28 protein-coding genes and 1 pseudogene are annotated in these 24,427 nt (G+C 64.5%); 15 read left to right on the top strand and 14 right to left on the bottom strand.

Going from position 1 to position 24,427, the window contains the following annotated elements; translation table 11 throughout:
- Window positions 1–23 precede the first annotated feature (23 nt).
- Window positions 24–494 carry a peptidylprolyl isomerase gene (locus IR187_RS15935; RefSeq protein WP_194955564.1) on the bottom strand — a complete coding sequence of 157 codons (471 nt, stop codon included), beginning with the start codon at window positions 492–494 and terminating at the stop codon, window positions 24–26.
- Between the two features lie 167 nt (window positions 495–661).
- Here IR187_RS15935 and mgtE point away from each other — a divergent pair, with 167 nt between their 5' ends.
- The gene (gene mgtE / locus IR187_RS15930; RefSeq protein ID WP_194955563.1) at window positions 662–2,116 is read left to right on the top strand and encodes a magnesium transporter; all 1,455 of its coding nucleotides are present in this window, start codon (window positions 662–664) and stop codon (window positions 2,114–2,116) included.
- Between the two features lie 235 nt (window positions 2,117–2,351).
- Window positions 2,352–2,477: an entericidin A/B family lipoprotein gene (locus tag IR187_RS15925; RefSeq protein WP_194955562.1), complete on the top strand. Its 126-nt coding sequence runs from the start codon at window positions 2,352–2,354 to the stop codon at window positions 2,475–2,477.
- An 18-nt stretch (window positions 2,478–2,495) separates the two neighbouring features.
- On the opposite strand, the gene tatC is transcribed toward IR187_RS15925, so the two are convergent.
- From tatC to IR187_RS15880, 9 genes are all read right to left on the bottom strand, one after another.
- Window positions 2,496–3,305: a twin-arginine translocase subunit TatC gene (gene tatC / locus IR187_RS15920; RefSeq protein WP_194955561.1), complete on the bottom strand. Its 810-nt coding sequence runs from the start codon at window positions 3,303–3,305 to the stop codon at window positions 2,496–2,498.
- Entirely contained in the window at window positions 3,302–3,682 is a 381-nt protein-coding gene (gene tatB / locus IR187_RS15915; protein ID WP_194955560.1) for a Sec-independent protein translocase protein TatB, read from the bottom strand. The genes tatC and tatB overlap by 4 nt, the downstream gene beginning before the upstream one ends.
- A gap of 31 nt (window positions 3,683–3,713) precedes the next feature.
- Window positions 3,714–3,947, bottom strand: coding sequence for a twin-arginine translocase TatA/TatE family subunit (locus tag IR187_RS15910; protein ID WP_194955559.1), 234 nt, complete (start codon window positions 3,945–3,947; stop codon window positions 3,714–3,716).
- Between the two features lie 25 nt (window positions 3,948–3,972).
- Window positions 3,973–4,566 carry an SMC-Scp complex subunit ScpB gene (gene scpB, locus IR187_RS15905; RefSeq protein WP_194955558.1) on the bottom strand — a complete coding sequence of 198 codons (594 nt, stop codon included), beginning with the start codon at window positions 4,564–4,566 and terminating at the stop codon, window positions 3,973–3,975.
- Window positions 4,563–5,351 carry a segregation and condensation protein A gene (locus IR187_RS15900; protein WP_194955557.1) on the bottom strand — a complete coding sequence of 263 codons (789 nt, stop codon included), beginning with the start codon at window positions 5,349–5,351 and terminating at the stop codon, window positions 4,563–4,565. The genes scpB and IR187_RS15900 overlap by 4 nt, the downstream gene beginning before the upstream one ends.
- A gap of 7 nt (window positions 5,352–5,358) precedes the next feature.
- Window positions 5,359–6,366 carry a beta-N-acetylhexosaminidase gene (gene nagZ, locus IR187_RS15895; RefSeq protein WP_194955556.1) on the bottom strand — a complete coding sequence of 336 codons (1,008 nt, stop codon included), beginning with the start codon at window positions 6,364–6,366 and terminating at the stop codon, window positions 5,359–5,361.
- A gap of 108 nt (window positions 6,367–6,474) precedes the next feature.
- Window positions 6,475–7,251: an SPOR domain-containing protein gene (locus tag IR187_RS15890; RefSeq protein ID WP_194955555.1), complete on the bottom strand. Its 777-nt coding sequence runs from the start codon at window positions 7,249–7,251 to the stop codon at window positions 6,475–6,477.
- The gene (gene argS / locus IR187_RS15885) at window positions 7,251–8,978 is read right to left on the bottom strand and encodes an arginine--tRNA ligase (protein WP_194955554.1); all 1,728 of its coding nucleotides are present in this window, start codon (window positions 8,976–8,978) and stop codon (window positions 7,251–7,253) included. Before argS ends, IR187_RS15890 begins: the two co-directional genes overlap by 1 nt.
- Before the next feature lie 134 nt (window positions 8,979–9,112).
- A complete protein-coding gene (locus tag IR187_RS15880) occupies window positions 9,113–9,772 on the bottom strand; it encodes a hypothetical protein (protein ID WP_407699094.1) in 660 nt (219 codons plus the stop codon).
- 170 nt (window positions 9,773–9,942) lie between these two features.
- Here IR187_RS15880 and ispH point away from each other — a divergent pair, with 170 nt between their 5' ends.
- Genes ispH through rnhA form a run of 3 tightly spaced genes read left to right on the top strand, consistent with a single transcriptional unit; the run spans window position 9,943 to window position 12,343 of the window.
- Window positions 9,943–10,929 (top strand): 4-hydroxy-3-methylbut-2-enyl diphosphate reductase, encoded by a 987-nt coding sequence (gene ispH, locus IR187_RS15875; RefSeq protein ID WP_194955552.1) that lies wholly within the window; start codon window positions 9,943–9,945, stop codon window positions 10,927–10,929.
- A complete protein-coding gene (gene thrB, locus IR187_RS15870; RefSeq protein ID WP_194955551.1) occupies window positions 10,929–11,888 on the top strand; it encodes a homoserine kinase in 960 nt (319 codons plus the stop codon). The genes ispH and thrB overlap by 1 nt, the downstream gene beginning before the upstream one ends.
- Window positions 11,885–12,343 (top strand): ribonuclease HI, encoded by a 459-nt coding sequence (rnhA, locus tag IR187_RS15865; RefSeq protein WP_194955550.1) that lies wholly within the window; start codon window positions 11,885–11,887, stop codon window positions 12,341–12,343. Before thrB ends, rnhA begins: the two co-directional genes overlap by 4 nt.
- Window positions 12,344–12,361: 18 nt before the next feature.
- On the opposite strand, the gene IR187_RS15860 is transcribed toward rnhA, so the two are convergent.
- Window positions 12,362–12,538: a YegP family protein gene (locus tag IR187_RS15860; RefSeq protein ID WP_194955549.1), complete on the bottom strand. Its 177-nt coding sequence runs from the start codon at window positions 12,536–12,538 to the stop codon at window positions 12,362–12,364.
- Between the two features lie 87 nt (window positions 12,539–12,625).
- Window positions 12,626–13,756, bottom strand: a complete 1,131-nt coding sequence (locus tag IR187_RS15855) for an NAD(P)/FAD-dependent oxidoreductase (RefSeq protein WP_194955548.1) — start codon at window positions 13,754–13,756, stop codon at window positions 12,626–12,628.
- 98 nt (window positions 13,757–13,854) lie between these two features.
- Between IR187_RS15855 and IR187_RS15850 the strand changes: the two genes are divergently transcribed.
- From IR187_RS15850 to IR187_RS15820, 7 genes are read left to right on the top strand one after another with little or no spacing between them, the layout of a single operon-like run.
- Window positions 13,855–14,337 (top strand): A24 family peptidase, encoded by a 483-nt coding sequence (locus IR187_RS15850; RefSeq protein ID WP_194955547.1) that lies wholly within the window; start codon window positions 13,855–13,857, stop codon window positions 14,335–14,337.
- Window positions 14,338–14,391: 54 nt separating this feature from the next.
- The gene (gene cpaB, locus IR187_RS15845) at window positions 14,392–15,429 is read left to right on the top strand and encodes a Flp pilus assembly protein CpaB (protein WP_194955546.1); all 1,038 of its coding nucleotides are present in this window, start codon (window positions 14,392–14,394) and stop codon (window positions 15,427–15,429) included.
- A gap of 1 nt (window position 15,430) precedes the next feature.
- Window positions 15,431–16,909 (top strand): type II and III secretion system protein family protein, encoded by a 1,479-nt coding sequence (locus IR187_RS15840; RefSeq protein WP_194955545.1) that lies wholly within the window; start codon window positions 15,431–15,433, stop codon window positions 16,907–16,909.
- Window positions 16,910–16,934: 25 nt separating this feature from the next.
- The gene (locus IR187_RS15835; RefSeq protein WP_194955544.1) at window positions 16,935–17,585 is read left to right on the top strand and encodes a CpaD family pilus assembly protein; all 651 of its coding nucleotides are present in this window, start codon (window positions 16,935–16,937) and stop codon (window positions 17,583–17,585) included.
- On the top strand, window positions 17,582–18,856 hold the full coding sequence (locus IR187_RS15830) for an AAA family ATPase (protein ID WP_194955543.1): 1,275 nt from the start codon (window positions 17,582–17,584) through the stop codon (window positions 18,854–18,856). Before IR187_RS15835 ends, IR187_RS15830 begins: the two co-directional genes overlap by 4 nt.
- 57 nt (window positions 18,857–18,913) lie before the next feature.
- Window positions 18,914–19,885 (top strand): type II secretion system F family protein, encoded by a 972-nt coding sequence (locus IR187_RS15825; protein WP_194955542.1) that lies wholly within the window; start codon window positions 18,914–18,916, stop codon window positions 19,883–19,885.
- A 13-nt stretch (window positions 19,886–19,898) separates the two neighbouring features.
- The gene (locus tag IR187_RS15820) at window positions 19,899–20,930 is read left to right on the top strand and encodes a type II secretion system F family protein (RefSeq protein ID WP_194955541.1); all 1,032 of its coding nucleotides are present in this window, start codon (window positions 19,899–19,901) and stop codon (window positions 20,928–20,930) included.
- A gap of 60 nt (window positions 20,931–20,990) precedes the next feature.
- Here the strand turns inward: IR187_RS15820 and IR187_RS15815 are convergent, their stop codons facing one another.
- The gene (locus IR187_RS15815) at window positions 20,991–21,992 is read right to left on the bottom strand and encodes a fumarylacetoacetate hydrolase family protein (protein WP_194955540.1); all 1,002 of its coding nucleotides are present in this window, start codon (window positions 21,990–21,992) and stop codon (window positions 20,991–20,993) included.
- 55 nt (window positions 21,993–22,047) lie between these two features.
- Window positions 22,048–22,461, bottom strand: a complete 414-nt coding sequence (locus IR187_RS15810) for a hypothetical protein (RefSeq protein ID WP_194955539.1) — start codon at window positions 22,459–22,461, stop codon at window positions 22,048–22,050.
- Window positions 22,462–22,610: 149 nt separating this feature from the next.
- On the opposite strand from IR187_RS15810, the gene IR187_RS15805 reads away from it, so the two are divergent.
- From IR187_RS15805 to IR187_RS16920, 3 genes and pseudogenes are all read left to right on the top strand, one after another.
- Window positions 22,611–23,843 (top strand): sensor histidine kinase, encoded by a 1,233-nt coding sequence (locus IR187_RS15805; protein WP_194955538.1) that lies wholly within the window; start codon window positions 22,611–22,613, stop codon window positions 23,841–23,843.
- A 188-nt stretch (window positions 23,844–24,031) separates the two neighbouring features.
- Window positions 24,032–24,238, top strand: coding sequence for a cold-shock protein (locus IR187_RS15800; protein WP_194955537.1), 207 nt, complete (start codon window positions 24,032–24,034; stop codon window positions 24,236–24,238).
- Window positions 24,239–24,241: 3 nt separating this feature from the next.
- Window positions 24,242–24,427, top strand: a pseudogene (locus IR187_RS16920) (hypothetical protein); the annotation flags it as partial.

Here is a 24,427-nt window from a genome sequence, read left to right as displayed (position 1 = left end):
GGCGCGGCGATGGACCGCAGCGTTTACGCCATGCGTGACCTGCTGACCAAGCATGGCGTCGCGCATCGATGGTTCGACTCGCGCGGCGGTTCGCCCTTGGGCAGCGCATCGACATTGTCCATGCCCTCGATCACTTCGCCCCACACCGTATACTGGTTATCGAGAAAGCGCGCGTCGTCGAAACAGATGAAGAACTGGCTGTTCGCGCTGTTCGGGTTCTGCGCGCGCGCCATCGAACACACGCCGCGAACGTGCGGTTCGCTGTTGAACTCCTGCGGCAGGTCGGGCAGCTCGCTGCCGCCCATGCCGGTGCCGGTCGGATCGCCGCCCTGCGCCATGAATCCGGGGATGACCCGGTGGAACACGACCCCGTCGTAAAAACCCTCGCTTGCCAGCTGGGTGATGCGCTCGACGTGCAGCGGCGCCAGGTCGGGGCGCAGGCGAATGACGACATCGCCGGTCGACAGCGAAAGGGTGAGGGTCTGGTCGGTCATGAGGAGGCTCCTGTGCAAAGATGCGCGGTGCCATAACGGGTGATACGGTCAAAGCCACCCATTTCTTCGGATCGGCTGTCGCCGGCGTTGCCATCGGGCGACGCGGGGACTAGGGGGATGGCACGGCCCGCCGGCCTCCTGCCGGCTCAGACAGGGAGGACCGCGCGATGGACAACCGCGAAGATTCCCGGTCGGCCGAAAATGTCGCCATCGCCGACGATCTCGACCGCGAAGCCGCCGCCCGCGACGCCGGAACCGAACTCGACGAAGACGACCGGCTGAAACCCGCATTCGTCCGCGACGTGCTCGACCTTGCCGAAGCGGGCGAAGGCGAAGCCGCACGCGAACGCATCGGGCGCCTCCATCCCGCCGACATCGCCGACCTGTTCGAACTGGCGCGCAGCGACGAACGCCCGATGCTGGCCGCCGTGCTCGGCGACATGCTCTCCGCCGACGTGTTGGCGGAAATGAACGATTATGTTCGCGAAGAACTGATTGACCTTCTCGCCCCCGAACAGGTCGCCGAACTGGCGTCCGAACTCGATACCGACGACGCCGTCGCGATCATCGAGGATATGGAGGCGGACGAGCAGCAAGCGGTGCTCGACGCGATGGAGCCCGAGGATCGCGCCGCAATCGAGGACGCGCTCTCCTTCCCCGAGGAATCCGCCGGGCGCCTGATGCAGCGCGACCTGGTCGCGGTGCCCGAACATGTCACCGTCGGCGACGTGATCGACCGGCTGCGCGAAGATACCGATCTGACCAGTGATTTCTGGGAAATCTATGTCGTCGATCCGATGCACCGCCCGGTCGGCACCTGCCAGCTCAGCTGGATCCTCCGTACCCCGCGCGACATCGCGATCAGCGACGTGATGAAACGCGAACAGACGTTGATCCCGGTCGATATGGACCAGGAAGAGGTCGCGCTGCGGTTCCAGAAATATGCGCTGATCTCGGCCGCTGTCGTCGACAAGTCGGGACGCCTCGTCGGCATGATCACCGTCGACGACATCGTCCACATCATTCAGGAAGAAGCGGGCGAAGACATCTTGCGCCTGTCGGGCGCGGGCGACGGCGACATCAACGAACCGATCCGCGAAACCTATAGCGCGCGGGTGCGCTGGCTCGTCGCCAACCTGGGCACCGCGCTCGTCGCCTCGTCGATCATCGGCTATTTCGGCGGTGCGATCGAACAGATGGTCGCGCTGGCGGTGTTGATGCCCATCGTCGCGGGGGTTGGCGGCAATGCCGGAACCCAGACGCTGGCGGTGACCGTCCGCGCGCTCGCGATGAACCAGCTGACCGATTCGAACAGCTGGCGCGCGATCTGGCGCGAGATGAAGATCGCGCTGCTCAATGGCGCAACGATCGCGCTGCTTGCGGGAACGGCAACCGCGCTTTGGTTCGCCAACCCCCAACTCGGGGCGGTGATCGCCGCGGCGATGGTGGTGAACATATTCGTCGCGGGGGTCGCAGGGGTCGCGATCCCGCTCTTGCTTGACCGGCTCGATCAGGACCCGGCGGTCGCCAGCTCGATTTTTGTGACGATGACGACCGACTCGATGGGCTTTCTGGCCTTTCTCGGCCTCGCGGTGGCGAGCGGGCTAACCACGCTCGCCTGATCAAAATACTGGAATCAAATATTGATTCCAGCCCGCCGAAAAAAGTTTGGAAAAATTTTCGGTCCCGCATTTTTTTCGGGAACTTATGCGCGGAATTGTTCGTTTCCCATTCGAGCAGCGATCATCGCCCCCCCCGCAGCGCTGCTCAGCAACATTGGCCCGGCCCGCATTTCCCTCCCCCCCCTCGAAAGCGCGCCGGGCCATTTTGCATCCAGTTCTGAAGAGGTTCGTTACAATGACCAGTTTCCGCGCTATCATTCTCGCCATTCTGGCCAGTGTCGTCGTCACCGGTTGCAATACGGTGAAGGGCGTCGGACGGGATATTGAATCGGTCGGCGACGCCGCCGATCGCGCCATCTGATCGAATTATCCGCTTACCCTAAGCCTCTTCGCGAGGCTCGACAGGCGCCGCTTCGGCGCCTGTTTTGCGTCGGCGCTGGGTGAACCAGATCGCGAACAGCGAAATTTCGTAAAGCAGGATCAACGGCACCGCGAGCAGGAACTGGCTCAATATATCGGGCGGCGTCGCGACCGCCGCAATCGCAAAGGCGGCGACGATCATATAGCGCCGCGCCGACACCAGTTGATCGCGCGTCACCAGCCCCGACCGTTCGATCAGCATCAGAAAGATCGGCAGCAGGAACGCGATCCCGAACGCCATGATGAACTGCATGATGAAACTCAGGTAATTGGCGACGGACGGCAGCGCTTCCTGCTGGATCCCGCCCATGTCACCCTGAAAGCCGAGCAGGAATCTCAGCGCCACCGGCACGGTGATGAAATAGGCGACGCACGCCCCCAGGGTAAACAGCACCGGGGTCGCGAACAGAAAGGGCAATAGCGCGCGCTTCTCCTTGCGATACAGGCCCGGCGCGACAAATTTCCACAGCTGGTTGGTGATCACCGGAAAGGCGATCATCATCGCCGCAAAAAAAGCGACCTTGATCTGCACGAAAAAGGCCTCGAACAGCTGCGTATAGATGATCTTGCCCTGCCCCGCGGCAACCAGCGGCTGCACCAGAATCGAAAAGATCGGTTCGGCAAAATAGAAACAGACGCCAAAGGCCAGCGCAATCGCGACCAGCGATTTGAGCAACCGCGAACGCAGCTCGATCAGATGGTCGAGCAGCGGCATCTTGCCCCCCGCGCCGTCTTCCTCGCTGGTCGTGACCGGCGTTTCGGCGGTCATGGCAGCGGCCCGTCGCGCGGCGGTACCACATGCGTCTCTGGGTTTTCGGTGGTCCGGGGCGCATCATCGCCCTGTTTTGCGGCCGCTTCGACCGTCGTATCGGCCGCGGGTTGCGGAGCAGGCACACTCACGTCGTCGATCCGCGGAAACTCGCGCATGATCGCGTCATTCTGCTCGCGCCACTGTTTTTCAAGTTCTTCCAGCTCGGCCTCGCGCATCATCGTGTCGAGCCCCGAGCGGAAGTGGCGCGCCATCCCGCGCGCCTTGCCCATCCATTTGCCGACGAAGCGCATCGCCTTCGGCAAATCCTTGGGGCCGATAATGACCAGAGCCACCACGATGACGAGCAACAGCTCGGTGGGCGCAATGTCGAACATGAAACTGGGCTACCCCGCAGTTCGACGAGGGTCAGAGCTTGTCGTGCTCGGCTGTCGGCGTCGGCATCGGAGTGGCGTCGGGTGCGCGCTGGCCTTCGATCTGCTTGGGCGCGGGGCTCGCGCCATCATCCTCGGCCATGCCCTTCTTGAAGCTTTTGATACCCTTGGCGACATCGCCCATCATGTCCGAGAAACGGCCCTTGCCGAACAACAGCAGGACCAGAATCCCGACCACAAGCCAGTGCCAGATGCTAAAGCTACCCATCTCGATTTCTCCTTGAAGGGCTCATCTAGGCCTCTTCGCCGTCTTTTACTAGGTCCAGCTCGCCCATGGCTTCTTCGAATGCCAGGTCGACGGGATCGAGCAGCCCCGCGGCGCGCAGATCCTCGATTCCCGGCAAATCCTTGCGGCTGGTGAGCCCGAAATGTTGCAGAAAGGCGTCGGTGGTCTTGTAGATGAGCGGCCTCCCCGGAACCTCGCGGCGTCCCGCGGGCGCGATCCACTCGGCCTCCATCAGCACGTCGAGCGTACCCTTCGACGTTTGAACCCCACGGATCGCCTCGATCTCGGCGCGGCTGACCGGCTCGTGATAAGCGACGATCGCCAGCACCTCGGCCGCGGCACGCGACAATTTACGCGGATCGTCGCGCTCGCGCCGCAGCAGGTGCGCCAGATCGGCGGGGGTCTGGAAATGCCAATGCCCGCCGCGCTCGACAAGCTCGATCCCGCTCCCCGCATGGCGCGCGGCGATCGCCTCGACGATCGCTTTCACCTGCCCCGGCGTCACCGCATCGCCAAATCGGCCCGCCAGCTGCCGCGCGTCGAGCGGCGTATCGCTTGCGAACAACATCGCCTCGACGGCGCGCTCCAGATCGTCGATCATGCGGACTGATATCCTGTTTGGGCCGCTTTCAGAAAGAGCGGCTCGAACGCCTCCTCCTGTTTCAGCTCGACGCGGCCCTGCCTTGCCAGTTCGAGCGCCGCAACAAAACTTGAAGCGATGGCCGACCGGCGCAACGGCCCCACATAATCGGGCGGCAGAAACGCCGAAAGCTCCGCCCAGTCGAGTTGGACGCCGATCAGCCGCTCGAGATGATGCAGCGCCGCGTCCAGCGTCACCACCGGGCGCCGCGACACCATATGAACCACCGGTTCGGTGCGCAGTTTCACCTGACCATAAGCGGCGAGCAGGTCGTAAAGACTGGCATCCCAGCGGCGCAGCTTGACGTCGCGCAATCCCTCGGGCTTCGCGCGCAGGAACACGTCGCGGCCGATCCGGTCGCGCGCCAGCAGCCGCGCCGCCGCCTCGCGCATCGCGGCAAGCCGTTGCAACCGCAATTGCAGCCGCAGCGCCAGTTCGTCGGGCGAGGGATCCTCCAGCGGATCCTTGGGCAGCAACAGCGCCGATTTGAGGTAAGCGAGCCACGCGGCCATCACCAGATAGTCGGCCGCGACCTCCAGCTTCAGCTCGCGCGCTTCGGCGATGAAGGCCAGATATTGCTCGACCAGCGCCAGGATCGAAATCTGCTTGAGGTCGACCTTCTGGCTGCGCGCCAGCGCCAGCAACAGGTCCAGCGGCCCTTCCCAGCTTTCGAGCGACAGCTGCAACGCATCGCCGGTTTCCGGCGGCGGCGCGATCGGTTCAAAATCTAGCGCCAGCTCGTCCACCGACGCCTCAGGCGACCGCGAGCAGCGCGTCGCGCTGGTCGACTAGCGTAGCAAAGGCCCGCCCGCCGGTCGCCCCCGAAATCCGGTCCATCGCCCCCTCCAGCCGTGCGCGCGACACGGTGCTGATCGGATCGAGCGCGTTGGCGATCCCGACCATGTCGTCCATCCGTCCCCAGCAATTGAGCGCAATATCGCATCCCGCAGCGACGGCTGCGGCGGCCCGCGACGGGACATCGCCCGACAACGCCTTCATATCGAGATCGTCGGACAACAGCAGGCCGTGGAAACCGACCCGCTGACGGATTACGCTGTCGATGATGACCGGCGACAGCGTCGCCGGGCGGTCGGGGTCCCATGCTTCGAATATCACATGACAGGTCATCGCCATTGCCGCATCGCGCAGCGCCGCGAACGGGGCGAGGTCGGTCTGCAACTCGCGATCCGACACGGTCACTACCGGCAGCGCTTCGTGCGTGTCGAGCAGCGCGCGGCCATGGCCGGGAATATGCTTCACGATGCCGACCACGCCGCCGTCCTGCAACCCGCCCAATATAGCGCGGCCCAGCGCCGCGACGCGCATCGGTTCGCTGCCCAGCGCCCGGTCGCCGATCACTTCGCTGGCGCCCGGCTGGCGCACGTCGAGCAGCGGCAGGCAATCGACGTTGATGCCGACCTCGGTCAGCATCGCGGCCAGCGCCATGGCGTTGAGTCGCGCTGCCTCGATCGCGCTCGCCGGCGCCCGCTCGTAAAGCGCGTCAAACGTCGCGCCGCTCGGAAAGTCCGGCCATTCGGGCGATTTCATCCGCGCGACGCGCCCGCCCTCCTGGTCGATCAGGATCGGCAGGTCCGCCCGCCCGTCGATCGCCCGCAGTTCGTCGGTCAGACGTCGCAATTGCTCGCGGTTGGCGATATTGCGCCCGAACAGGATATAGCCCGCGGGGTCGCTGTCGCGGAAAAAGGCGCGTTCATCGTCGGTAAGGGTCAGTCCCGACAGGCCGAAAATGGCGGGTATCATCGTTCATCCAACTCCATCGGCCACCGCCCCATCACGCGGGGGCCGTCTGGCGCACTATGCCATAGACGGCGGGCCGCACCAACGAAGTCTGCGGTCAAGTGGTGCGAATCAGCGGACGATGACGCAATTTTCCCCGGCGACGCGCAATTTTCCGCACAAATTCGATGCGTTAGCTGCCGTTCCCGCCGATACCCGCAAACGATAGACGGTGCTATCGCCGACCTTCGCCGGCGAAACCGATTTGTTCAGATCGCCCAGATAGGCAAAACGCTTCGACAGGTTCGTCCACGCCTTCGCCGCCGCGGCCTCGCTGCTGAACGCACCGAGCTGCACCATCGCCGCTCCTGCGGCCGGCGCGGGTTCTGCTTTGGCCGCTGCTTCGGGTGCCTTGGCGGCGACGGCGGCGGGCTTCTGCTGTTCCTTGGGCGCCGCGGCAGCCGATTTGGCCTTTGCCGCTGCGGCCCGGTCGGCGGCGGCCTTGGCAGCTGCCGCTTCGCGTTCCTGGGGCGTTACCGCGGGTTCCTCGGGCATCCGCGTCGGATCAACCTTGCCCGCTGGCTCCGCGCCCTCGCTTGCCGAGAAGCTGGCATCGCCTTCCCCCTCGAACGCTTTGGCACCGTCATTCTTCGGCGCAACCTTGTAATCGCCGCCCTGCGCCGCGATCAGTTCGCCCCTGTCGCGCTTGCCGCCATTCTGAACCCACCACAGGCCGCCCAATACCGCACCGATCAGCAGCAGGCCGCCCAGCACCATGACGAGCAGGCGCGCGGGCGATACCTCGCCCTCGTCCTCGAACCCGTCGGCCGCCTCCAGCCACGGCAGCCGGTCTTCATTGTCCAGCCCCAGCCCAGCATCACCCTGATCGGCGTTCTTGTCCTCGGCCATCAATTCATCTCCTCGACCGCCTCTACCCCCATCAGGTGCAGCCCGTTGCGGATAACTTGCCCGATTCCGTCGGCCAGATAAAGGCGCGTCGCTGTCAGTTCGGGATCATTTGCCATTATGACACGGGCGTCGGGCCGATCGTTACCAAGGTTCCACCAGGCGTGGAACGCCGCCGCGACGTCGGCGAGGTAGAACGCGATGCGGTGCGGTTCGCGCGCCAGCGCCGCAGCTTCGACGGTCCGCGGGAACTGCGCGAGCAGCTTGACCAGGCCAAGCTCATAGTCGTCGAAGCGTGCCGCGTTCGGCTCGGCTTCGGCGACCCCGGCCTCCGCCAGCTTGCGCTTCAGCGAAGCGATCCGCGCGTGGGCATATTGGACGTAAAAGACCGGATTGTCGCGCGACGCCTCGACCACCTTGGCAAAGTCGAAATCCATCTGCGCATCGGCCTTGCGCGTGAGCATCGTGAAGCGCACCGCGTCCTTGCCGACTTCGTCGACGATGTCGGCGAGCGTGACGAAATTGCCGGCACGCTTCGACATCTTGAACGGCTCGCCATTTTTGAGCAGCCGCACCATCTGCACCAGCTTGACGTCGAATTTCTTCTGGCCGCCGGTCAGTGCCGCGACCGCGGCCTTGATCCGCTTGACCGTGCCCGCATGGTCGGCACCCCAGATGTCGATCAGCTCGTCGGCGCTCTCGGCCTTCTGGAAATGATAGGCCAGGTCGGCGCCGAAATAAGTCCAGCTGCCGTCGGATTTCTTGATTGGCCGGTCCTGGTCGTCGCCGAACCGGGTGGAGCGGAACAGCGGCAGTTCGACCGGTTCCCAATCCTCGGGCGTTTCACCCTTCGGCGCTTCGAGCACCCCGTCATAGACCAGATCATGCGCGCGCAGCCATTGTTCGGCCGCGGCCGGCTTGCCCGCGGCCTGCAATTCGGCCTCGGACGAAAACAGGTCGTGATGAATGCCCAGCTTGGCCAGGTCGGCGCGGATCATGTCCATCATCGCGCTGACCGCCTCGGCGCGGAACAGGCCGAGCCACGCACTTTCGGGGGCCTGGACGAAACGGTCGCCATATTCGGTCGCCAGCTTGCCCGCGACGGGGATCAGATAATCGCCCGGATACAGCCCCTCGGGTACCGGACCGACATCTTCGCCCAGCGCTTCGCGATAGCGCATATGCACCGACCGCGCGAGCACATCGACCTGCGCGCCCGCGTCATTGACATAATATTCGCGGGTCACGGCATGCCCCGAATATTCCAGCAGTGCGGCCAGCGCGTCGCCGACCACGGCCCCGCGGCAATGGCCGACGTGCATCGGGCCGGTCGGGTTCGCCGACACATATTCGACGTTGACGCGGCGCCCCTGCCCCATCGCCGACCGGCCGTAATCGCCGCCTTCGCGGTGGATCAGCGCGAGTTCGCCGCGCCAGCTGTCATCGGCCAGCCGCAGGTTGATGAACCCCGGCCCCGCCACGCTGGCCTCGGTGACCTCGTCGATCGCGGCCAGTTCGCCGACCAGAAATTCGGCGAGAACGCGCGGGTTCATTCCGGCGGGTTTGGCGAGCACCATCGCGGCGTTGGTGGCGACATCGCCATGCGCGGGATCGCGCGGCGGCTCGACGCTGATCGCGGAACGATCGAGCCCGCTGGGCAAGGCGCCTTTGGCCGCCAGCGCATCGAGCGCGGTGCCGATATGGTCGGAAAAACGGCTGAACAGGGTCACGGGGCTTGGCCTATCTGTATCAAAAACTGTTGGGGGCGCCCTATCGCAGCTCGGCGGGCGCGAAAAGCCCCGCGTCGCCGGATCGGCGGGCGGGGCCGGGCAAGGCGCGCGGCGCCGACGCGCCGCCGCGATCTTTATCGTCGGACGTTATATTCAAGCTGTTCCTGCGTCAGCTGGAAACCGATCAGCAATTCAAAGCTCGCGCGCTGCACCGCGGCGCGTACCTCGGGCAGGCTGAGCGGATCGATCGCGGCATCCTGGTCGCCCGCCTTGCGGCGGCGCGTGATGCGTTCCTGAATATCGGCGGGCAGCGTCGCGGCGGCGCGGTCGACATAGGCCGACGCCTGTCCGCGTCCGGTGCCACGCGTCTGTCCTTCAGGGAACGTCACCGCCACATTGCCCAGCCTTTTGGCAACCACGGCGGTGCCGCCCTGCAAAACGGTCCCGTAATAAGGCAAGGTGATGGTGCGTGCGGGACCGGCATCGCGCCGCGTCGCCACCACCTCGAAGCTTGCCAGCTGATAGACTTTCTCGCCTTCGTCATTGCACTGCGGCGTCACATTGGTGATCGCAGCGACGACATCAATCGCGCGTGCATCGCGGCTGGTCGCCGGATCGAACAGCGTGATGTCGCCGGTGTGCAGCGGTACCGCAACCGCCGGACAGGCGCTGCGCGTGGCGGTGATCCCGACCCCGCCAGCCACGTCGATTTCATTGTCCTTTGCGCAGCCCGCCACCATCGCCATGGTCGCCGTGCCGCACAGCACGGTCAAAAACTTACGGGACGCGAACATAGTGGGCATCATGATAATCGAACTTTCCAAACAGGCGCCCGGCCGGGCGGTGGCATGTTGCGAGACGGCTTCGCTTCATGCGCGCCGCTTCTTATCGGTGCGATGAACGCGGCGCAACACGGACGAACGTCTTTACCCGCCCCCTCATGCTGCGCTAGAGCGCGGCCATCATGAACGCACCCCACCCGACACCGCGTCCCGGCGGCAGCGAAACGGCCGAACTCAGGGTTTTGATCGCCGCGCCGCGCGGCTTTTGCGCCGGGGTCGATCGGGCGATCCGCATCGTCGAACTGGCGATCGAGCGTTATGGTGCGCCGGTCTATGTCCGGCACGAGATCGTCCACAATCGTTATGTCGTCGACAGCCTGAAGGCGCAGGGCGCGATTTTTGTCGAATCGCTCGACCAGGTGCCCGACGGCGTGCCGGTGGTGTTCAGCGCCCACGGCGTGCCCAAGGCAGTGCCCGCGAAGGCCGAAATGCGCGGCCTTGATTACATTGACGCGACCTGCCCGCTGGTGTCGAAAGTCCACCGGCAGGCCGAACGCGCGCACGAGGCGGGCCGCCATATCATCTTTGTCGGCCACGCCGGACATCCCGAAGTGATCGGGACGCTGGGGCAGCTCCCCCAGGGTGCCATGACGCTGGTCGAATCGGTCGATGATGTCGCGGCACTTACGCCCGCCGACCCCGACACGCTGGCGTTCCTGACCCAGACCACTTTGTCGGTCGACGATACGCGCGATATTGTCGCGGCGCTCCAGCACCGTTTTCCCGCGATCACCGGGCCGCGCGGCGAGGATATCTGCTACGCCACGTCGAACCGCCAGGATGCGGTCAAGGCGATCGCGGGCGACTGCGACCGCATGATCGTGATTGGCGCACCGAACAGCTCGAACAGCCTGCGGCTGGTCGAGGTGGCCGAACGGATGGGCACCCCCGCGCACCTCGTCCAGCGCGGCACCGACGTCGACCCCGCCTGGCTGGCGGGCATCTCGACGTTGGGCATCACCGCAGGCGCCAGCGCGCCCGAAACGCTGGTCCGCGAAGTCATCGACGCCATCGCCGAGAACCGCCCGCTGGTCGAAGAAGTCGTGGTGACTGCCGAGGAAAATATGGTGTTCAAGCTCCCCCGCGGGCTTGAAGCAACACCGAACTGATGGCGGTTTATACCCACGTCGACCCCGACGATCTGGCGGCGCTGGTCGCGCGGTACGACATCGGCAGTGTGCTGTCGTGCAAGGGCATCGCCGAAGGCGTCGAAAACAGCAACTTCCTGCTCGAAACGACCACCGGGCGTTTCATCCTGACCCTTTACGAAAAGCGTGTACTCGAAGGCGATCTGCCCTTCTTTGTCGATCTGCTCGATCATCTGGCAGCGAGCGGTTCGCCCGTCCCCGCGATGATCCGCGACCGCGATGCCATCGCCGTTCAGCAGATTTCAGGCCGCGCGGCGTGCATCATCCAGTTTCTGTCCGGCATCTCACTGACCCATCCGACCGGGGCGCAGTGCGAGGCCGCGGGCGCCGCGCTCGGCGCGATGCACCGCGCGCTGGCCGGTTATGGCGGAGCGCGCGAAAACAGCATGGGCCACCGTCATTGGCGCGATATCGCCAATACCACGGGGCATCTCGACACGGTCCGGCCGGGCTTGCAGGCGATCGTAGATGAAGAGCTGGGCTTCATCGACGCGCGCTGGCCGACGGACCTGCCCGCGCATGTCATCCACGCCGATCTGTTTCCCGACAATGTCCTGATGCTCGGCGACCGGGTGACGGGGCTGATCGACTTCTATTTCGCCGCCACCGATTTCCGCGCCTATGACTTGGCGATCACCCATGCGGCCTGGACCTTTTCGGCCGATGGCAGCACCTGCGACCCGGCGCGCGCGCAGGCGCTGATGCGCGGCTACGCGCGCGAGATTGTCCTGAGCGATGCCGAGCGCGCCGCCTTGCCGACCCTGGCGCGCGGCGCGGCGCTCCGCTTCCTCCTGACGCGCGCGCATGACTGGGTCCACACGCCCGCCGACGCGCTGGTGACGCGCAAGGACCCCTCGCCTTTCCTCGCCCGCCTGCTGCGCTATCGCGCCGACGACGCCGCCAGCCTGTTTGCCGAATGACGGAACAGGCAAAGAAAACGGTGATCGTCGCCACCGACGGCGCATGCAAGGGCAATCCCGGTCCCGGCGGTTGGGGTGCCGTGCTGCGCTGGGGCGACGTGGTGAAAAAGCTGTCGGGCGGCGAACCCGACACGACGAACAACCGGATGGAATTGATGGCCGCGATCGAAGCGCTCGCCGCGCTGAAGCGCCGGTGCAAGGTCGAACTGTCGACCGACAGCGTCTATGTCCGCGACGGCATCACCAAATGGATCTATGGCTGGCAAAAGAACGGCTGGAAAACTGCAGCCAAAAAACCGGTCGCCAACGCCGACCTGTGGCAGCGCCTGATCGCAGAGGCCCAACGCCATGATATCGAATGGCTCTGGGTCAAGGGTCACGCGGGTCACGGCGACAATGAACTCGCCGATCAACTCGCCAGCGACGCCGCATTGGAAGTCGCGCGGGCGCGCTGAACACCCGCGCCGACGACCCTATTCCGCTTCGCGCGTTTCGGCGCCCGGGCCATTTTTCTTGACCGACTCGATTGCGTTAATCGCATTGGCCTTGCTGGAATAGCCTTCGGTCCAGAAGATCGTTTCGCTGTTATATTTGAAATAGGCGACGAACTCGCCTGCCTTGTTTTTCTTGATTTCGAAATAATGGGCCATGCCATCCTCCACGGGTCCAGGCCGCGCCGGGCATGGCGCGGCACATCATGGTAGCCCGGGCGCAACTATCTGCAAGCGGCGAATGAATCAGGCGAACCGTGTCGCGGCAAAGGGCGCAGGATCGACCCTGCCGATCGCGCCTGCGGCCGGTGGCGCGCCTAGTTGTTCCGCAAGCAGCGCTGCGATCGCAGGCGCCGTCTGGATACCGAAGCCGCCCTGCCCCGCGCACCAGACGAAGCCCGGGTCGCACGGATCGGCGCCGAACACGGGAATCCGGTCGGGCGCAAAGCTCCGCAGACCCGCCCATTTCCGCTCGACTGCCGCAATCGGCCAGTCGACGACCGATTGCAGCCGGTCGATGGCGATGGCGACGTCCATCTCTTCGGGCGCAACATCGTGCGGCTCGACCGGCGTTTCGTCGTGCGGGCTCAGCCAGATGCGTCCCTCCGCTTCGCCCTTGAAGTAAAATTCCCCACCGACGTGGATCACCAGCGGCAGTTCGGCAGGCACCGGGACCGCCAATCGTAACTGGGCAAGCGTGCGGCGATAAGGCTGGATACCGACCGGGCCGATCCCGCACGCCGATGCAATCTGGTCGGCCCACGCGCCAGCGGCGTTGACGATTGTCTCGGCGTGAAGCGCGTGCCCTGCAAACTGCACCGCCCACCCGCCCGTGACACGGCGTGCCGATTGAAACGGAGCGCGGGTTGCCAGCACCGCCCCGGCGCGGCGCGCGGCGCGCAGATAGGCGGCGTGGAGCCCCCCAACGTCGATGTCGCTGCACGCCGCCTCATAGGCGGCTTCGGTCCAGTCAGCCCGAACTCCCGGGATACGACGAGCGATCTGTCCGCGGTGAATTCGCTCGATCGCAACGCCTTGGGCAGCGAATCCGGCGGCAAAGGTATCAACCGCGGCCGCCTCCGTGCGATGTCCGATCGTCAGCGCCGCGCGCGGCGATAAAAAACCGCGGTCCGAAAATTCGGGCGCGGGATTGGCGAGCGTTTCGAACGAGGCCATCGACAATGGCTGCACGACTGGTCCGCCATAGGTTTCGTGCCAGAATGCCGCCGATCGTCCGGTGGCGTGATATCCCGGCGTGTCTTCCGCCTCGACCAGCATCACCCGCCGCCAGGGCGCCAGCGCCGCCGCCAGGCTGGCACCCGCAATACCCGCGCCGACGATCAAAACGTCGGTGGCAGAGGGCAGCATGTCGGTCATGCTGCGGCGCATATCCTGTGCGGGGCGGAATGCAAGCCGCCGCACCGCCCGCCATCATGGTTACTCTTTGGTAAGCCATGTTGCGTAAGGGGGTGACGATGACCAGCGGCATGATCTCCCTTGGCCTGATGGCCATCCTTGGCTTGTTGATGATCGCTGCGGCGATCAGCGACCTGAAATCCCGCACCATTTCGAACGAGCTCAACGCCGCGATGGCGTTGCTCGCCATTCCGTTCTGGATCGCCAGCGGGCTGTCATTCTGGCCCGATGTGCCGGTGCAATTCGGTGCGGCATTTGCGGTGTTCCTGGTCTTTGCCGGCCTGTTCGCAATCGGCGCCATGGGCGGCGGCGATGTCAAGATGATCGGCGCGGTGATGCTGTGGGTGCCGCTGCCGCTGTTCCTGCCCGCCCTGACCGTCATGGCAATCGGCGGCGGGATCCTGTCGGCGATCATGCTTATACATATGAAACTGCGTCGTTCCGACCAGCCGGTGGAGGTGCCCTACGGGGTCGCCATCGCGGCGGCCGGACTTTGGGCGCTTCACCAACAATATCTTAACCAGTTTCAGTCTATCGGATGAGACTGAGGGCAAACACCGCCGTCTCTGGCGGGGTTTAGGAGGCGAAAAATCGTCATGGATACGCGAAAGATTATGCTGATCGTCGGCGCGCTGGTGATTGCCATCGGGGCGGCATTCGGGGTCAACCAGATGATGCGCGGGGCCAGCGCACCGGAAGCTCGGGCGGCAGCTGCCCCCGAAATCACCGGTCCGATGATCCTCGTCGCGACGCGGCAACTGCCGGTGGGGACGATCATCGGCCCCGACAGCTTCCGTTTTCAGCCGTGGCCGAAGGAACTCGTCGAAAAAGCGTATTTCGTGAAGGAAAAGACCGACGTCAACACGCTGGTCGGCACCGTCGTGCGCTATCCGATCACCGCTGGCCAGCCGCTGACGCAGGGCGCGCTCGTTCATCCCGACGATCGCGGCTTCCTTGCCGCGGCGCTCGGCCCGGGGATGCGCGCGGTGACCGTCAAGGTCAGCCAGGAACAGGGCGTCGCCGGTTTCGTCTTTCCGGGCGACCGCGTCGACGTGCTGCTCGCGCAGACCATCGACGTCAAGGAAGGCAGCTCCTACCCCGACGACCAGATCTTCACTGCTGAAACGATCGTCCGCAACGTCCGCGTGCTGGCGACCGACCAGCGCTACAACGCCGAAGACGAAAGCGGCAAAACGCCGGTCAACACCTTCGGCTCGGTCACGCTCGAAGCGACGCCGGAACTCGCCGAGCGCATCGCCGTGGCACAAAATATGGGCAAATTGTCGCTCGCACTGCGTCCGCTTGCCGAAAGCAGCGGCGAACTCGAAGCCGCCATCGCGTCGGGCGAGATCAGCGTTCCGGCAAAGGGCGACGCCGCCGCCGAACGCCGCATGATGGCACAGGCACAGGCACGGCCGGTCACCGCAAAGACGGCGACGACGGGTGGCGACGTATCGCGCTTCTGGATCCCGGTCAGCGGCCGCGTTGGAGGCGGCGGATCGCGTCCGCAGCAACAGGGTGGAGCCGTCGCGACGCCGCAAGGGGGCAATTACGGACCTGCCGTGCCCAGCGGCCCGGTGGTCCGCGTGACCCGCGGCGACAAGATGACCGAAGTTCCGGTTGGGGGTAAGTAAGATGAACAGCAAAGCCAAATTCACGGCAGTGGCCCTGGCCCGCACCCTGGCCGTCGGCCTGGTGGCAGCGACCCTGGTCTCTGCTCCCTCGGCGCCGGCCGTCGCTCAGGCAACCCAGAACGCCAGCAGCAGCATCGATCTGTCGGTCGGCCGCGGTCGCCTGATCAGCCTGCCCGCGACGATGAGCGATGTTTTCGTCGCCAACGACGAAGTCGCCGACGTCCAGGTCCGCTCGGGTCGCCAGCTTTACATCTTCGGCAAAAAGCCGGGTGAAACCAGCATCTACGCCACCGACGCCGGTGGCCGGGTGGTGTTTTCGACCGTCGCCCGCGTCGGCAACAATATCGAGACCATCGACCAGATGCTGTCGCTCGCGATGCCCGAGGCCAACATCTCGGCCAACACCATGAACGGCTTTGTCCTGCTGACCGGCACCGTCCAGTCGCCCGACGACGCCGCGGAGGCCGAACGGCTGGTCCAGGCGTTCGTCGGCGAACAGACCAAGGTGTTGTCGCGCCTGCGCACCGCAACGCCGCTGCAGGTCAATCTGCAGGTCCGCATCGCCGAAGTGAACCGCTCGCTGGTAAAGGAAATCAGCGGTAACCTGCTGACCCGCGATCGCGACGGGCCGCTCGGCAACGGCTTCCTGGGCGGGGTGTTCAGCGGCCGCAGCGCGGGGACGATTACCTACAATCCCGACGGCAGCACCAGCTATGCCATTGCCAACCGCCCCGGCACCAGCACCCTGGCCGGTGCCGGACGCCTGTTCGGCCTTGACCTGATCGCCTCGCTCGACATGGGCGAGCGTTCCGGCATGGTGGCTACTTTGGCGCAGCCCAACCTGACGGCGATTTCGGGCGAAACCGCCGATTTCCTGGCAGGTGGCGAGTTTCCCATTCCGATCCCCGGCAACCTGGCCGGGACCACGATCGAATATCGCAAATATGGTGTCAGCCTGGCCTATACGCCGACGGTCCTGTCCAACGGCCGGATCAGCTTGCGCGTCCGCCCCGAGGTGTCGGAACTGTCGACCGAGGGTGCGATCCAGATGGAAGGCTTCCAGATCCCCGCGCTAACCATTCGGCGTGCGGAAACGACGGTCGAACTGGGATCGGGCGAAAGCTTCATGATCGCGGGGTTGATGAACAACCGGTCGATCGGCGCGATCGACAAGATGCCGGGTCTGGGCAACGTGCCGCTGCTTGGCATGTTGTTCAAATCGGACAGTTTCCGCCGTGGCGAAACCGAGTTGGTGATCGTCGTGACGCCCTATCTGGTGAACCCGGTATCGGCGAACGAGATCAAACTGCCGACCGATGCCTTCCAGAACTCGGACGACCTGTCCCGCCTGTTGCTCAACCAGGATGCCAACGGCGTGACGGGCGGCGACCGACCGAAGCCGCGGCTCGATACCAGTGTTGGCGACGCCGACCGACCACGCGGCAGCGGCGACGCATCGCCGGGCTTCAGCATCAAGTGACGCACAGGATTTCAGGAGCAAAATGATGAAGAAAATTGCAACTTGGACCGTCCTGGCTCTTGCCACGTCGCTCGCCGGATGCACGGGCGCTGCCTACAGCAACCGCAGTCTTGATTCGGTTCACCAGCCGGTCGTCCGCAACGCGATCTATCAATTCGACGTCGCGGCATCGAACGGTGAATTGCCGCCCAGCGAACAGGGTCGCCTGCAGGGCTGGCTGGACGCGATGGGCGTCCGTTACGGCGACCGCATCGCGATCGAAGACCCGTCGGTTTATGGCGCCACATCGGCGCAGGCGACCATCCGGTCGGTGATCGAACGCCGCGGCCTGCTTGTCAGCAACGACGTCCCCGTGACCACCGGTGCGGTGCCGCAAGGTCATCTGCGGGTCGTTGTGACACGCGCTTCGGCCCACGTTCCCGGCTGCCCCGATTGGGCGAGCAAATCGGCGATCAACACGGCCAATGCGACGTCGTCCAACTACGGCTGCGCCACGAACAGCAATATCGCCGCGATGGTTGCCGACCCGAACGACCTGATCAAGGGCGCGCGCGACGATCGTCACGATCCGGCGACCGCGACACGGGCGATCAAAACCTATCGTGAGCGTCCGCAAACAGGGGCGTCCGGCCAGATAAGCCGCGAACCAACCAGCAACGGGGGAGGTGGCCAGTGAACGCTCCTTTCAAAGCCGCCGGATTGCGTGATCCGTTCAATGCCTTTGTGTGCGACGACGACACGTTGGAACTGATCCGCGTTGCCGTCGGCGACATGGGTTGGCCGATCGAAAAGTGCAACAAAGGCGGCCTGCGCAACGCCGTGCAATCGCTTTCGGTGTCGGCGAGCCCGAACATTCTGTTCGTCGATATGTCGGAATCGGGCGATCCGATCAACGACATCAACGCGCTGGCGGAAGTCTGCGAACCGGGAACGGTCGTGATCGCCGCCGGACAGGTCAACGATGTGCGGCTGTACCGCGACCTCTTGTCGAGCGGCATTCAGGACTATCTGCTGAAACCGCTGTCGGTCGATCAGGTACGCGAATCCCTTACCATGGCGCAGGCGATGCTGACGGCTCCCAAACATGCCGAAATGCACGATGACAAACCGCATCACATGATGGCGGTGGTCGGCGTGCGTGGCGGGGTCGGCGCGTCGCTGGTTTCGACGTCGCTCGCTTGGGCGATGAGCGAACAAGCAGGTCGTCAGACCGCATTGCTCGACCTCGACGTCCATTTCGGCACCGGGGCGCTGACGCTCGACCTCGAACCCGGTCGCGGACTGATCGATGCCATCGACAATCCCAGCCGCATCGACGGTCTGTTCATCGAGCGTGCGATGGTGCGCGCGTCGGACAAGCTCAGCCTGCTGTCGGCCGAAGCACCGATTCACCAGCCGGTGATGACCGATGGTTCGGCTTTCTTCCAGCTCGAGGAAGAACTGCGCGGCGCGTTCGAAATGACGATCGTCGACCTGCCGCGTCAGGTCCTCATCCCCTTCCCGCACCTGGTGTCGGAAGCCGGCACGATCCTGCTCGTCAGCGATGTGACACTCGCGGCTGCGCGCGACACCATCCGCCTGCTGTCGTGGTTCAAACAGAATGTTCCGGGCGCGCGGGTAATTCTGGTTGCCAACAAGTTCCAGAACGCGATCGGCGAGCTGTCGCGCAAAGAGTTCGAATCCTCGATCGAACGCCCGATCGACATCGTCATTCCTTTCGACCCCAAGCTGGTCAGCCAAGCCGCAAAGCTCGGCAAATCCTACGCCGAAGTTTGCAAGGGCACGAAGGCGGCGCAGGCGTGGGCTAACCTGACGCGCCTGGTTCTCGACGGCGCCGATATCGAAGCCGACGAGGCTGCGGCAGCGTCGGCAAAAGGCAAATCGGGCGGCTCGCTGCTCGCCAAGCTTAGCCTGATGACGAAAAAGGGCGCCAAACAGGGGGCGTGACGGGGATCGGCCAAAGAGCCGTCACCATATAAGCAATAGAAGCGGACAACTGCCGATATGAACCTGCCAGTCATCCTTATCATTGCGGGCGCCTTCCTGGCCTTCGGCCTTCTCGTGATCCTGCTCGGGGGGCCGTCGGCGGGCAAGGCAAAGTCGCGGCGACTGGCGATGGTCAAGGACCGTCACGCTGCCTCGACCGAAGCGGTGGTGGCGGCGCAGATGCGCAAAACCATCCAGGCAGGCGGCCTCGGCGGCAGTTCGTCGCTGGCCAATCTGATGCCGCGCCGCGAAGAGATGGAAAAGCGCCTGCGCCGGACCGGCAAAGGCTGGACGCTTACCCAATATATGTTTGCAACGATGGGACTGTTTGTCGTCGTGACGGGCGGCTTGCTGGTCGTTCGCGCGCCGTTCACGATGGCGGCGATGATCGGACTCTTTCTCAGCCTCGGCCTGCCCTATCTGGTTGTGAGCCGCGCCATCAAAAAACGGGTCACCAAGTTCAACGCCCGCTTCCCCGACGCAATCGACCTGCTGGTACGCGGTCTGCGGTCCGGCCTGCCGGTGACCGAGACGTTTCAGGTCGTCAGCCAGGAATTGCCGGGCCCGGTCGGCGAGGAGTTCAAAGGTGTCGTCGAACGCATCCGCATCGGCAACACGATGGAGGCTGCCCTTCAGGAATCGGCCGAGATGCTCGGGACGCCGGAATTCCAGTTCTTCTGCATCACGATCCAGATCCAGCGCGAAACCGGCGGCAACCTGGCGGAAACACTGTCCAACCTGTCCGACGTGCTGCGCAAGCGCGCGCAAATGAAGCTGAAGATTCGTGCGATGTCGTCGGAAGCCAAGGCTTCGGCCTATATCGTCGGCGCGCTGCCCTTCTTCGTTTTCGGCGTCGTCTGGAGCATGAATCCTTCGTACCTCGCCGGATTTTTCTATGAACCACGGCTTATCATCACCGGGCTCGGCGGATTGGTTTGGATGAGCATCGGCGCCGGGATCATGGCCAAAATGATCAGCTTTGAAATCTGAGGGGGCATAATCGATGAACAGCAGCCTCCTTCTCGCTTTCACCGGAGCGCAGTCCGGCCCGAAACTGATGGGTATCGACGTCGTATGGGCCGGTACGCTGCTGGCGGCGGTCGGCGTCTTCGCCGTCCTGGTCGCCATTTACGGCGCGTTGACCGTCAGCAACCCGATGACCAAGCGCGTCAAGGCGCTGAACGACCGCCGCGAGCAGTTGAAGGCGGGGATCACGGCATCGACTGCCAAGCGCCGGGCGAAACTGGTCCGCAAGAACCAGCATGCCGACAAGATGCGGACCTTTCTCGGCAAGCTGCAAGTGCTGCAAGAGGAACAGATCAAGGAGGTCCAGCAAAAGCTGGCGCAAGCCGGTATCCGGTCGAAAGATCTTGCGGTCGCCGTGATCTTTGGTCGGCTGGTGCTGCCGATCGTTTTTGGCGGCCTCGCCGCCTTCCTGATCTACGGCATCGACATGTGGCCCGACCTCACCCCGTTCAAGCGCTCGGGCGCGACGATGGCGGCGTTGATCCTCGGCTACAAAGCGCCCGACCTGTTCGTGCAGAACAAGCGCGCCAAGCGGACCGACGCCATTCGCAAAGGTCTGCCGGACGCCCTCGACTTGCTCGTGATCTGCGCCGAGGCCGGCCTCACCGTCGATAGCGCCTTTTCGCGCGTGTCGAAGGAACTGGGCCGCGCCTACCCCGAACTGGGCGAGGAATTTGCGCTGACCTCGATCGAACTCGGCTTTTTGACCGAACGCCGCCAGGCATTCGAGAATCTCGCCTACCGGGTCGATCTGGAATCGGTGAAGGGTGTGGTAACAACCATGATCCAGACCGAGAAGTACGGCACGCCGCTCGCGAGCGCGCTGCGCGTCCTTTCGGCCGAGTTCCGCAACGAACGCATGATGCGCGCCGAAGAAAAGGCAGCGCGCCTGCCCGCGATCATGACGGTGCCGCTGATCCTGTTCATTCTGCCGGTGCTGTTCATCGTCATCTTGGGTCCGGCCGCCTGTTCGCTCTCCGACGCGATGTCGGGCGGCAGCTTCGGCTGATCCCGGCGACCGTTCGCCAACGACAAACAAGGGGCGGGATCACTCCCGCCCCTTTTTCATTCAGGCAACCTGCTGCTCGATCGCGCCGAAGATGCTGTGATGGCGCTCGTCGTCCATCCAGATGCGGACCGTGTCGCCTTTCTGCATGAAGGGGGTTTTCGGCGCACCGTGCTGGATCGTTTCGATCGTCCGCACTTCGGCGAGGCAGCTATAGCCAAGCCCGCCCTCGGCGACCGGCTTGCCCGGGCCGCCATCGGCATCGCGGTTGGACACGGTTCCCGATCCGATGATCGTCCCGGCGCCCAGGTTGCGCGTCTTCGCGGCATGCGCGATCAACGCGCCGAAATCGAAAGTCATATCGACCCCCGCATCGGCGCGGCCGAGCGGCTGGCCGTTCAGGTCGACGCACAAGGTGCCGTGCAGCTTGCCGTCCTGCCAGCGATCGCCCAGCGCATCGGGGGTGACGAACACCGGCGACATCGCGCTCGACGGCTTGGACTGGAAGAATCCGAAACCCTTGGCGAGTTCGGCGGGAATCAGTCCGCGCAGCGACACGTCGTTGGTCAGCCCGACCAGCAGGATATGGTCGCGCGCCGCCACGGCATCGATCCCCGCCGGGACGTCTCCCGTGACCACGACCACTTCGGCCTCCATGTCGCAGCCCCACGCCGGGTCGGCGAGCGGGATCGGATCGCGGGGCGCCAGAAAGGCGTCGCTGCCGCCCTGGTACATCAAGGGGTCGTGCCAGAAACTGTCGGGCATTTCGGCGCCGCGCGCCTGCCGCACCAGCGCGACATGGTTCACATATGCGCTGCCGTCCGCCCACTGATAGGCGCGGGGTAGCGGCGAGGCGGCATCGCGCTCGTGAAACCGCTCCTTGGGGATGGCATCATGATTGAGGTCTTCGGCCAGCGCCGCCAGCCGCGGCGCCGCATTCGCCCAATCGTCGAGCGCGCTTTGCAGCGTCGGGGCAATGTGGCCGGCATCGGCATACCAGGCAAGATCGTCGGAAACGACGACAAGGCGGCCGTCGCGCCCCTGTTTGAGCGAGGCTAGTTTCACGAAAGCTCCTATGGTTGCGACGCCGCGTTCGACATCGCCAGCAAGGGAGCGAGGGTCAGCGTGACGTCGTGATCGATGCGAAACAGGTAAAGCCGCTCTGCCCCGCCTGCAAGCGCCGGATGTACTGAAGATAGGCCTGCGACTGGTTGTACGTCGTTCCGGGCAAGGTCTGGCCGCGGAATGCCCGCTTCACTTCTTCGCCGGTAAAGGGCCGCATGGCCCCCGGAAACGCATCCTTGGTGCCGGGCGGCACAAGCTTGCCCTGCGCATCGATATATTGTCCGACGCCGCCTGGACCCGGAACCGGAATCTGGCAGTTCATCACCGATACCGCAGTCTGCGCGAACGCCGGGCGGATGGTCAACGCCGCAGAGACGCCGACAGCGCCGAGCGCCAGCATCCGCCGCCGCGACGGGATTGTTTCATCGGTCGGCGCCGAATTTTCGGCCGGAATTTCACGCATGTCCATGGTCGGCGCATAACCCAATGAAGCGCCAAGGAAAAGCAAAACAGGGCGCACAGCCGCGGCGCATCCCGCTTTGGCACATCCGCCGCGCGTACCTTAACGCCGCCGAACGCCCTTGCGCCGCCCCCTCGCTTTGTGCGAGGCGCAGGACAATGTTCGATCGCCTCTCCAGCCTCGTCATTGCGCTTACCATGGTGGCCATCGCGGCCATTTTTGCGGCGTTGAGCGGCGGCGATCCGCTGTCGATTGCCATCATGGCCGCGGCCGCGCTGGTCGCGGTCGCAATGGTTTACGGGTCGCTGCCGACGGCGGCGAGCGAACCCTTGGCCGGCGCATCGCCTGCCGCACCGGCGACGTCAGGCTCACTGCTGCGTCACCCCGATTTCACCCATTGGGTTGACCAGGAAAAGGAGCCGCTGCTGGGCGTCGCCGACAATATCGTGACGATCGCGAACGACGCCGCCGTCCGCCTGCTCGGCCGCCATATCGTCGGCGCCGACGTGCGAACCGCGATCCGTCATCCGGCGGCGACCGAATGGCTTTCGCGGATCGGCAGCGGAACGATACCGGAAACCGTCAATCTGGTCGATTTCCCGCGCCCCGGCCAGCGTTGGACGATGCGCATCGCTGCGCTGTCAGGTGACAATTATATGGTCTTTCTGTCCGATCGGTCGGCCATCGACGCCGCCGACCGGATGCGGTCGGATTTTGTTGCCAATGCCAGTCACGAACTGCGCACCCCGCTGGCCGCCATCCTGGGCTATGTCGAAACGCTTCAGGAGATGAACGGCGACACCGATGCCGCCACCCGTGACCGTTTTCTCGCGATTATCGAGCGCGAGGCAAAGCGCATGCAGCAGTTGGTGATCGACCTGCTATCGATCTCGCGCGTCGAGGCCGACCGGTTCCGGCGACCGACGACGACCGTCGATCTGGCCGCGATCGTCCGCACCACCCTGGCGCAGCTTAGCGACAGCGAACCGGCGCGTGCCGCCGATCTGGTTGCCAGGCTCGGCGAAACGCCGCTGCCGATGCTTGGCGATGAAGCCCAACTCAGCCAGCTGGCTCACAATATCGTCTCGAACGCGATGAAATATGGCCGCGCGGGAACGCCCGTGACCGTCACGCTGGGACGCGAGGGGAGCCGTGTCCGCCTGTCGGTCGAGGATCAGGGCGACGGCATTGCGCCCGATCATCTGCCCCGCCTGACCGAGCGTTTCTACCGCGTCGACGAGGCGCGCAGCCGCTCGGTCGGCGGGACCGGCCTGGGGCTGGCGATCGTCAAACATATCGGCGAGCGGCATCAGGGGCAGCTCGACATCGACAGCGAAGTGGGCCGCGGAACGCGGGTTTCGGTGACGTTCCCGCTGCTCGCCAACGCATGACATAACCGCCGTAAAGTCCGAAACTTTCGGAAATTCTTGACTTTTCGCCGGTTGGTTGCCATATGAGGCGAGCTATCGTCGCCTACGACGGATTTTTTTGCCTCCGCGGCGGACTTTTCCTTCCTCACGCTACCTGGCGCCATCGGCATCGGCCGGTGGTAACTCCGATTCCGTGAAAGGAACGACCCATGCCCACTGGCACCGTAAAATTCTTCAATACCGAAAAAGGCTATGGCTTCATCGCCAACGAGGATGGTTCGGGCGACAATTTCGTCCACATCACCGCCCTGGAACGCGCCGGCATGACGACGCTGAACAAGGATCAGCGCGTCTCTTACGATCTGGAAACCGACCAGCGCGGCAAGACCGCTGCGGTCAACGTCCAGTCGGCCTGATCTTTGGCAAAAGAGGATCTGCTGACCCTCGACGGCCTGATTGACGAGATTTTTCCCGACGGACGCTTTGGCGTCCGGCTCGAGAACGACCATCGGATCATCGCCTATACCGCCGGCCGGATGCGACGCTTTCGCATCCGGTCCTTGCCGGGGCCGAGGCGTGGCTGCTTCAACGTGTCGCGAATGGAC

Origin of the sequence: Sphingopyxis solisilvae (assembly GCF_015475875.1) — a bacterium.
GTDB classification, from domain to species: Bacteria; Pseudomonadota; Alphaproteobacteria; order Sphingomonadales; family Sphingomonadaceae; genus Sphingopyxis; species Sphingopyxis solisilvae.
This window is presented reverse-complemented; position numbering and strand designations above follow the sequence as displayed.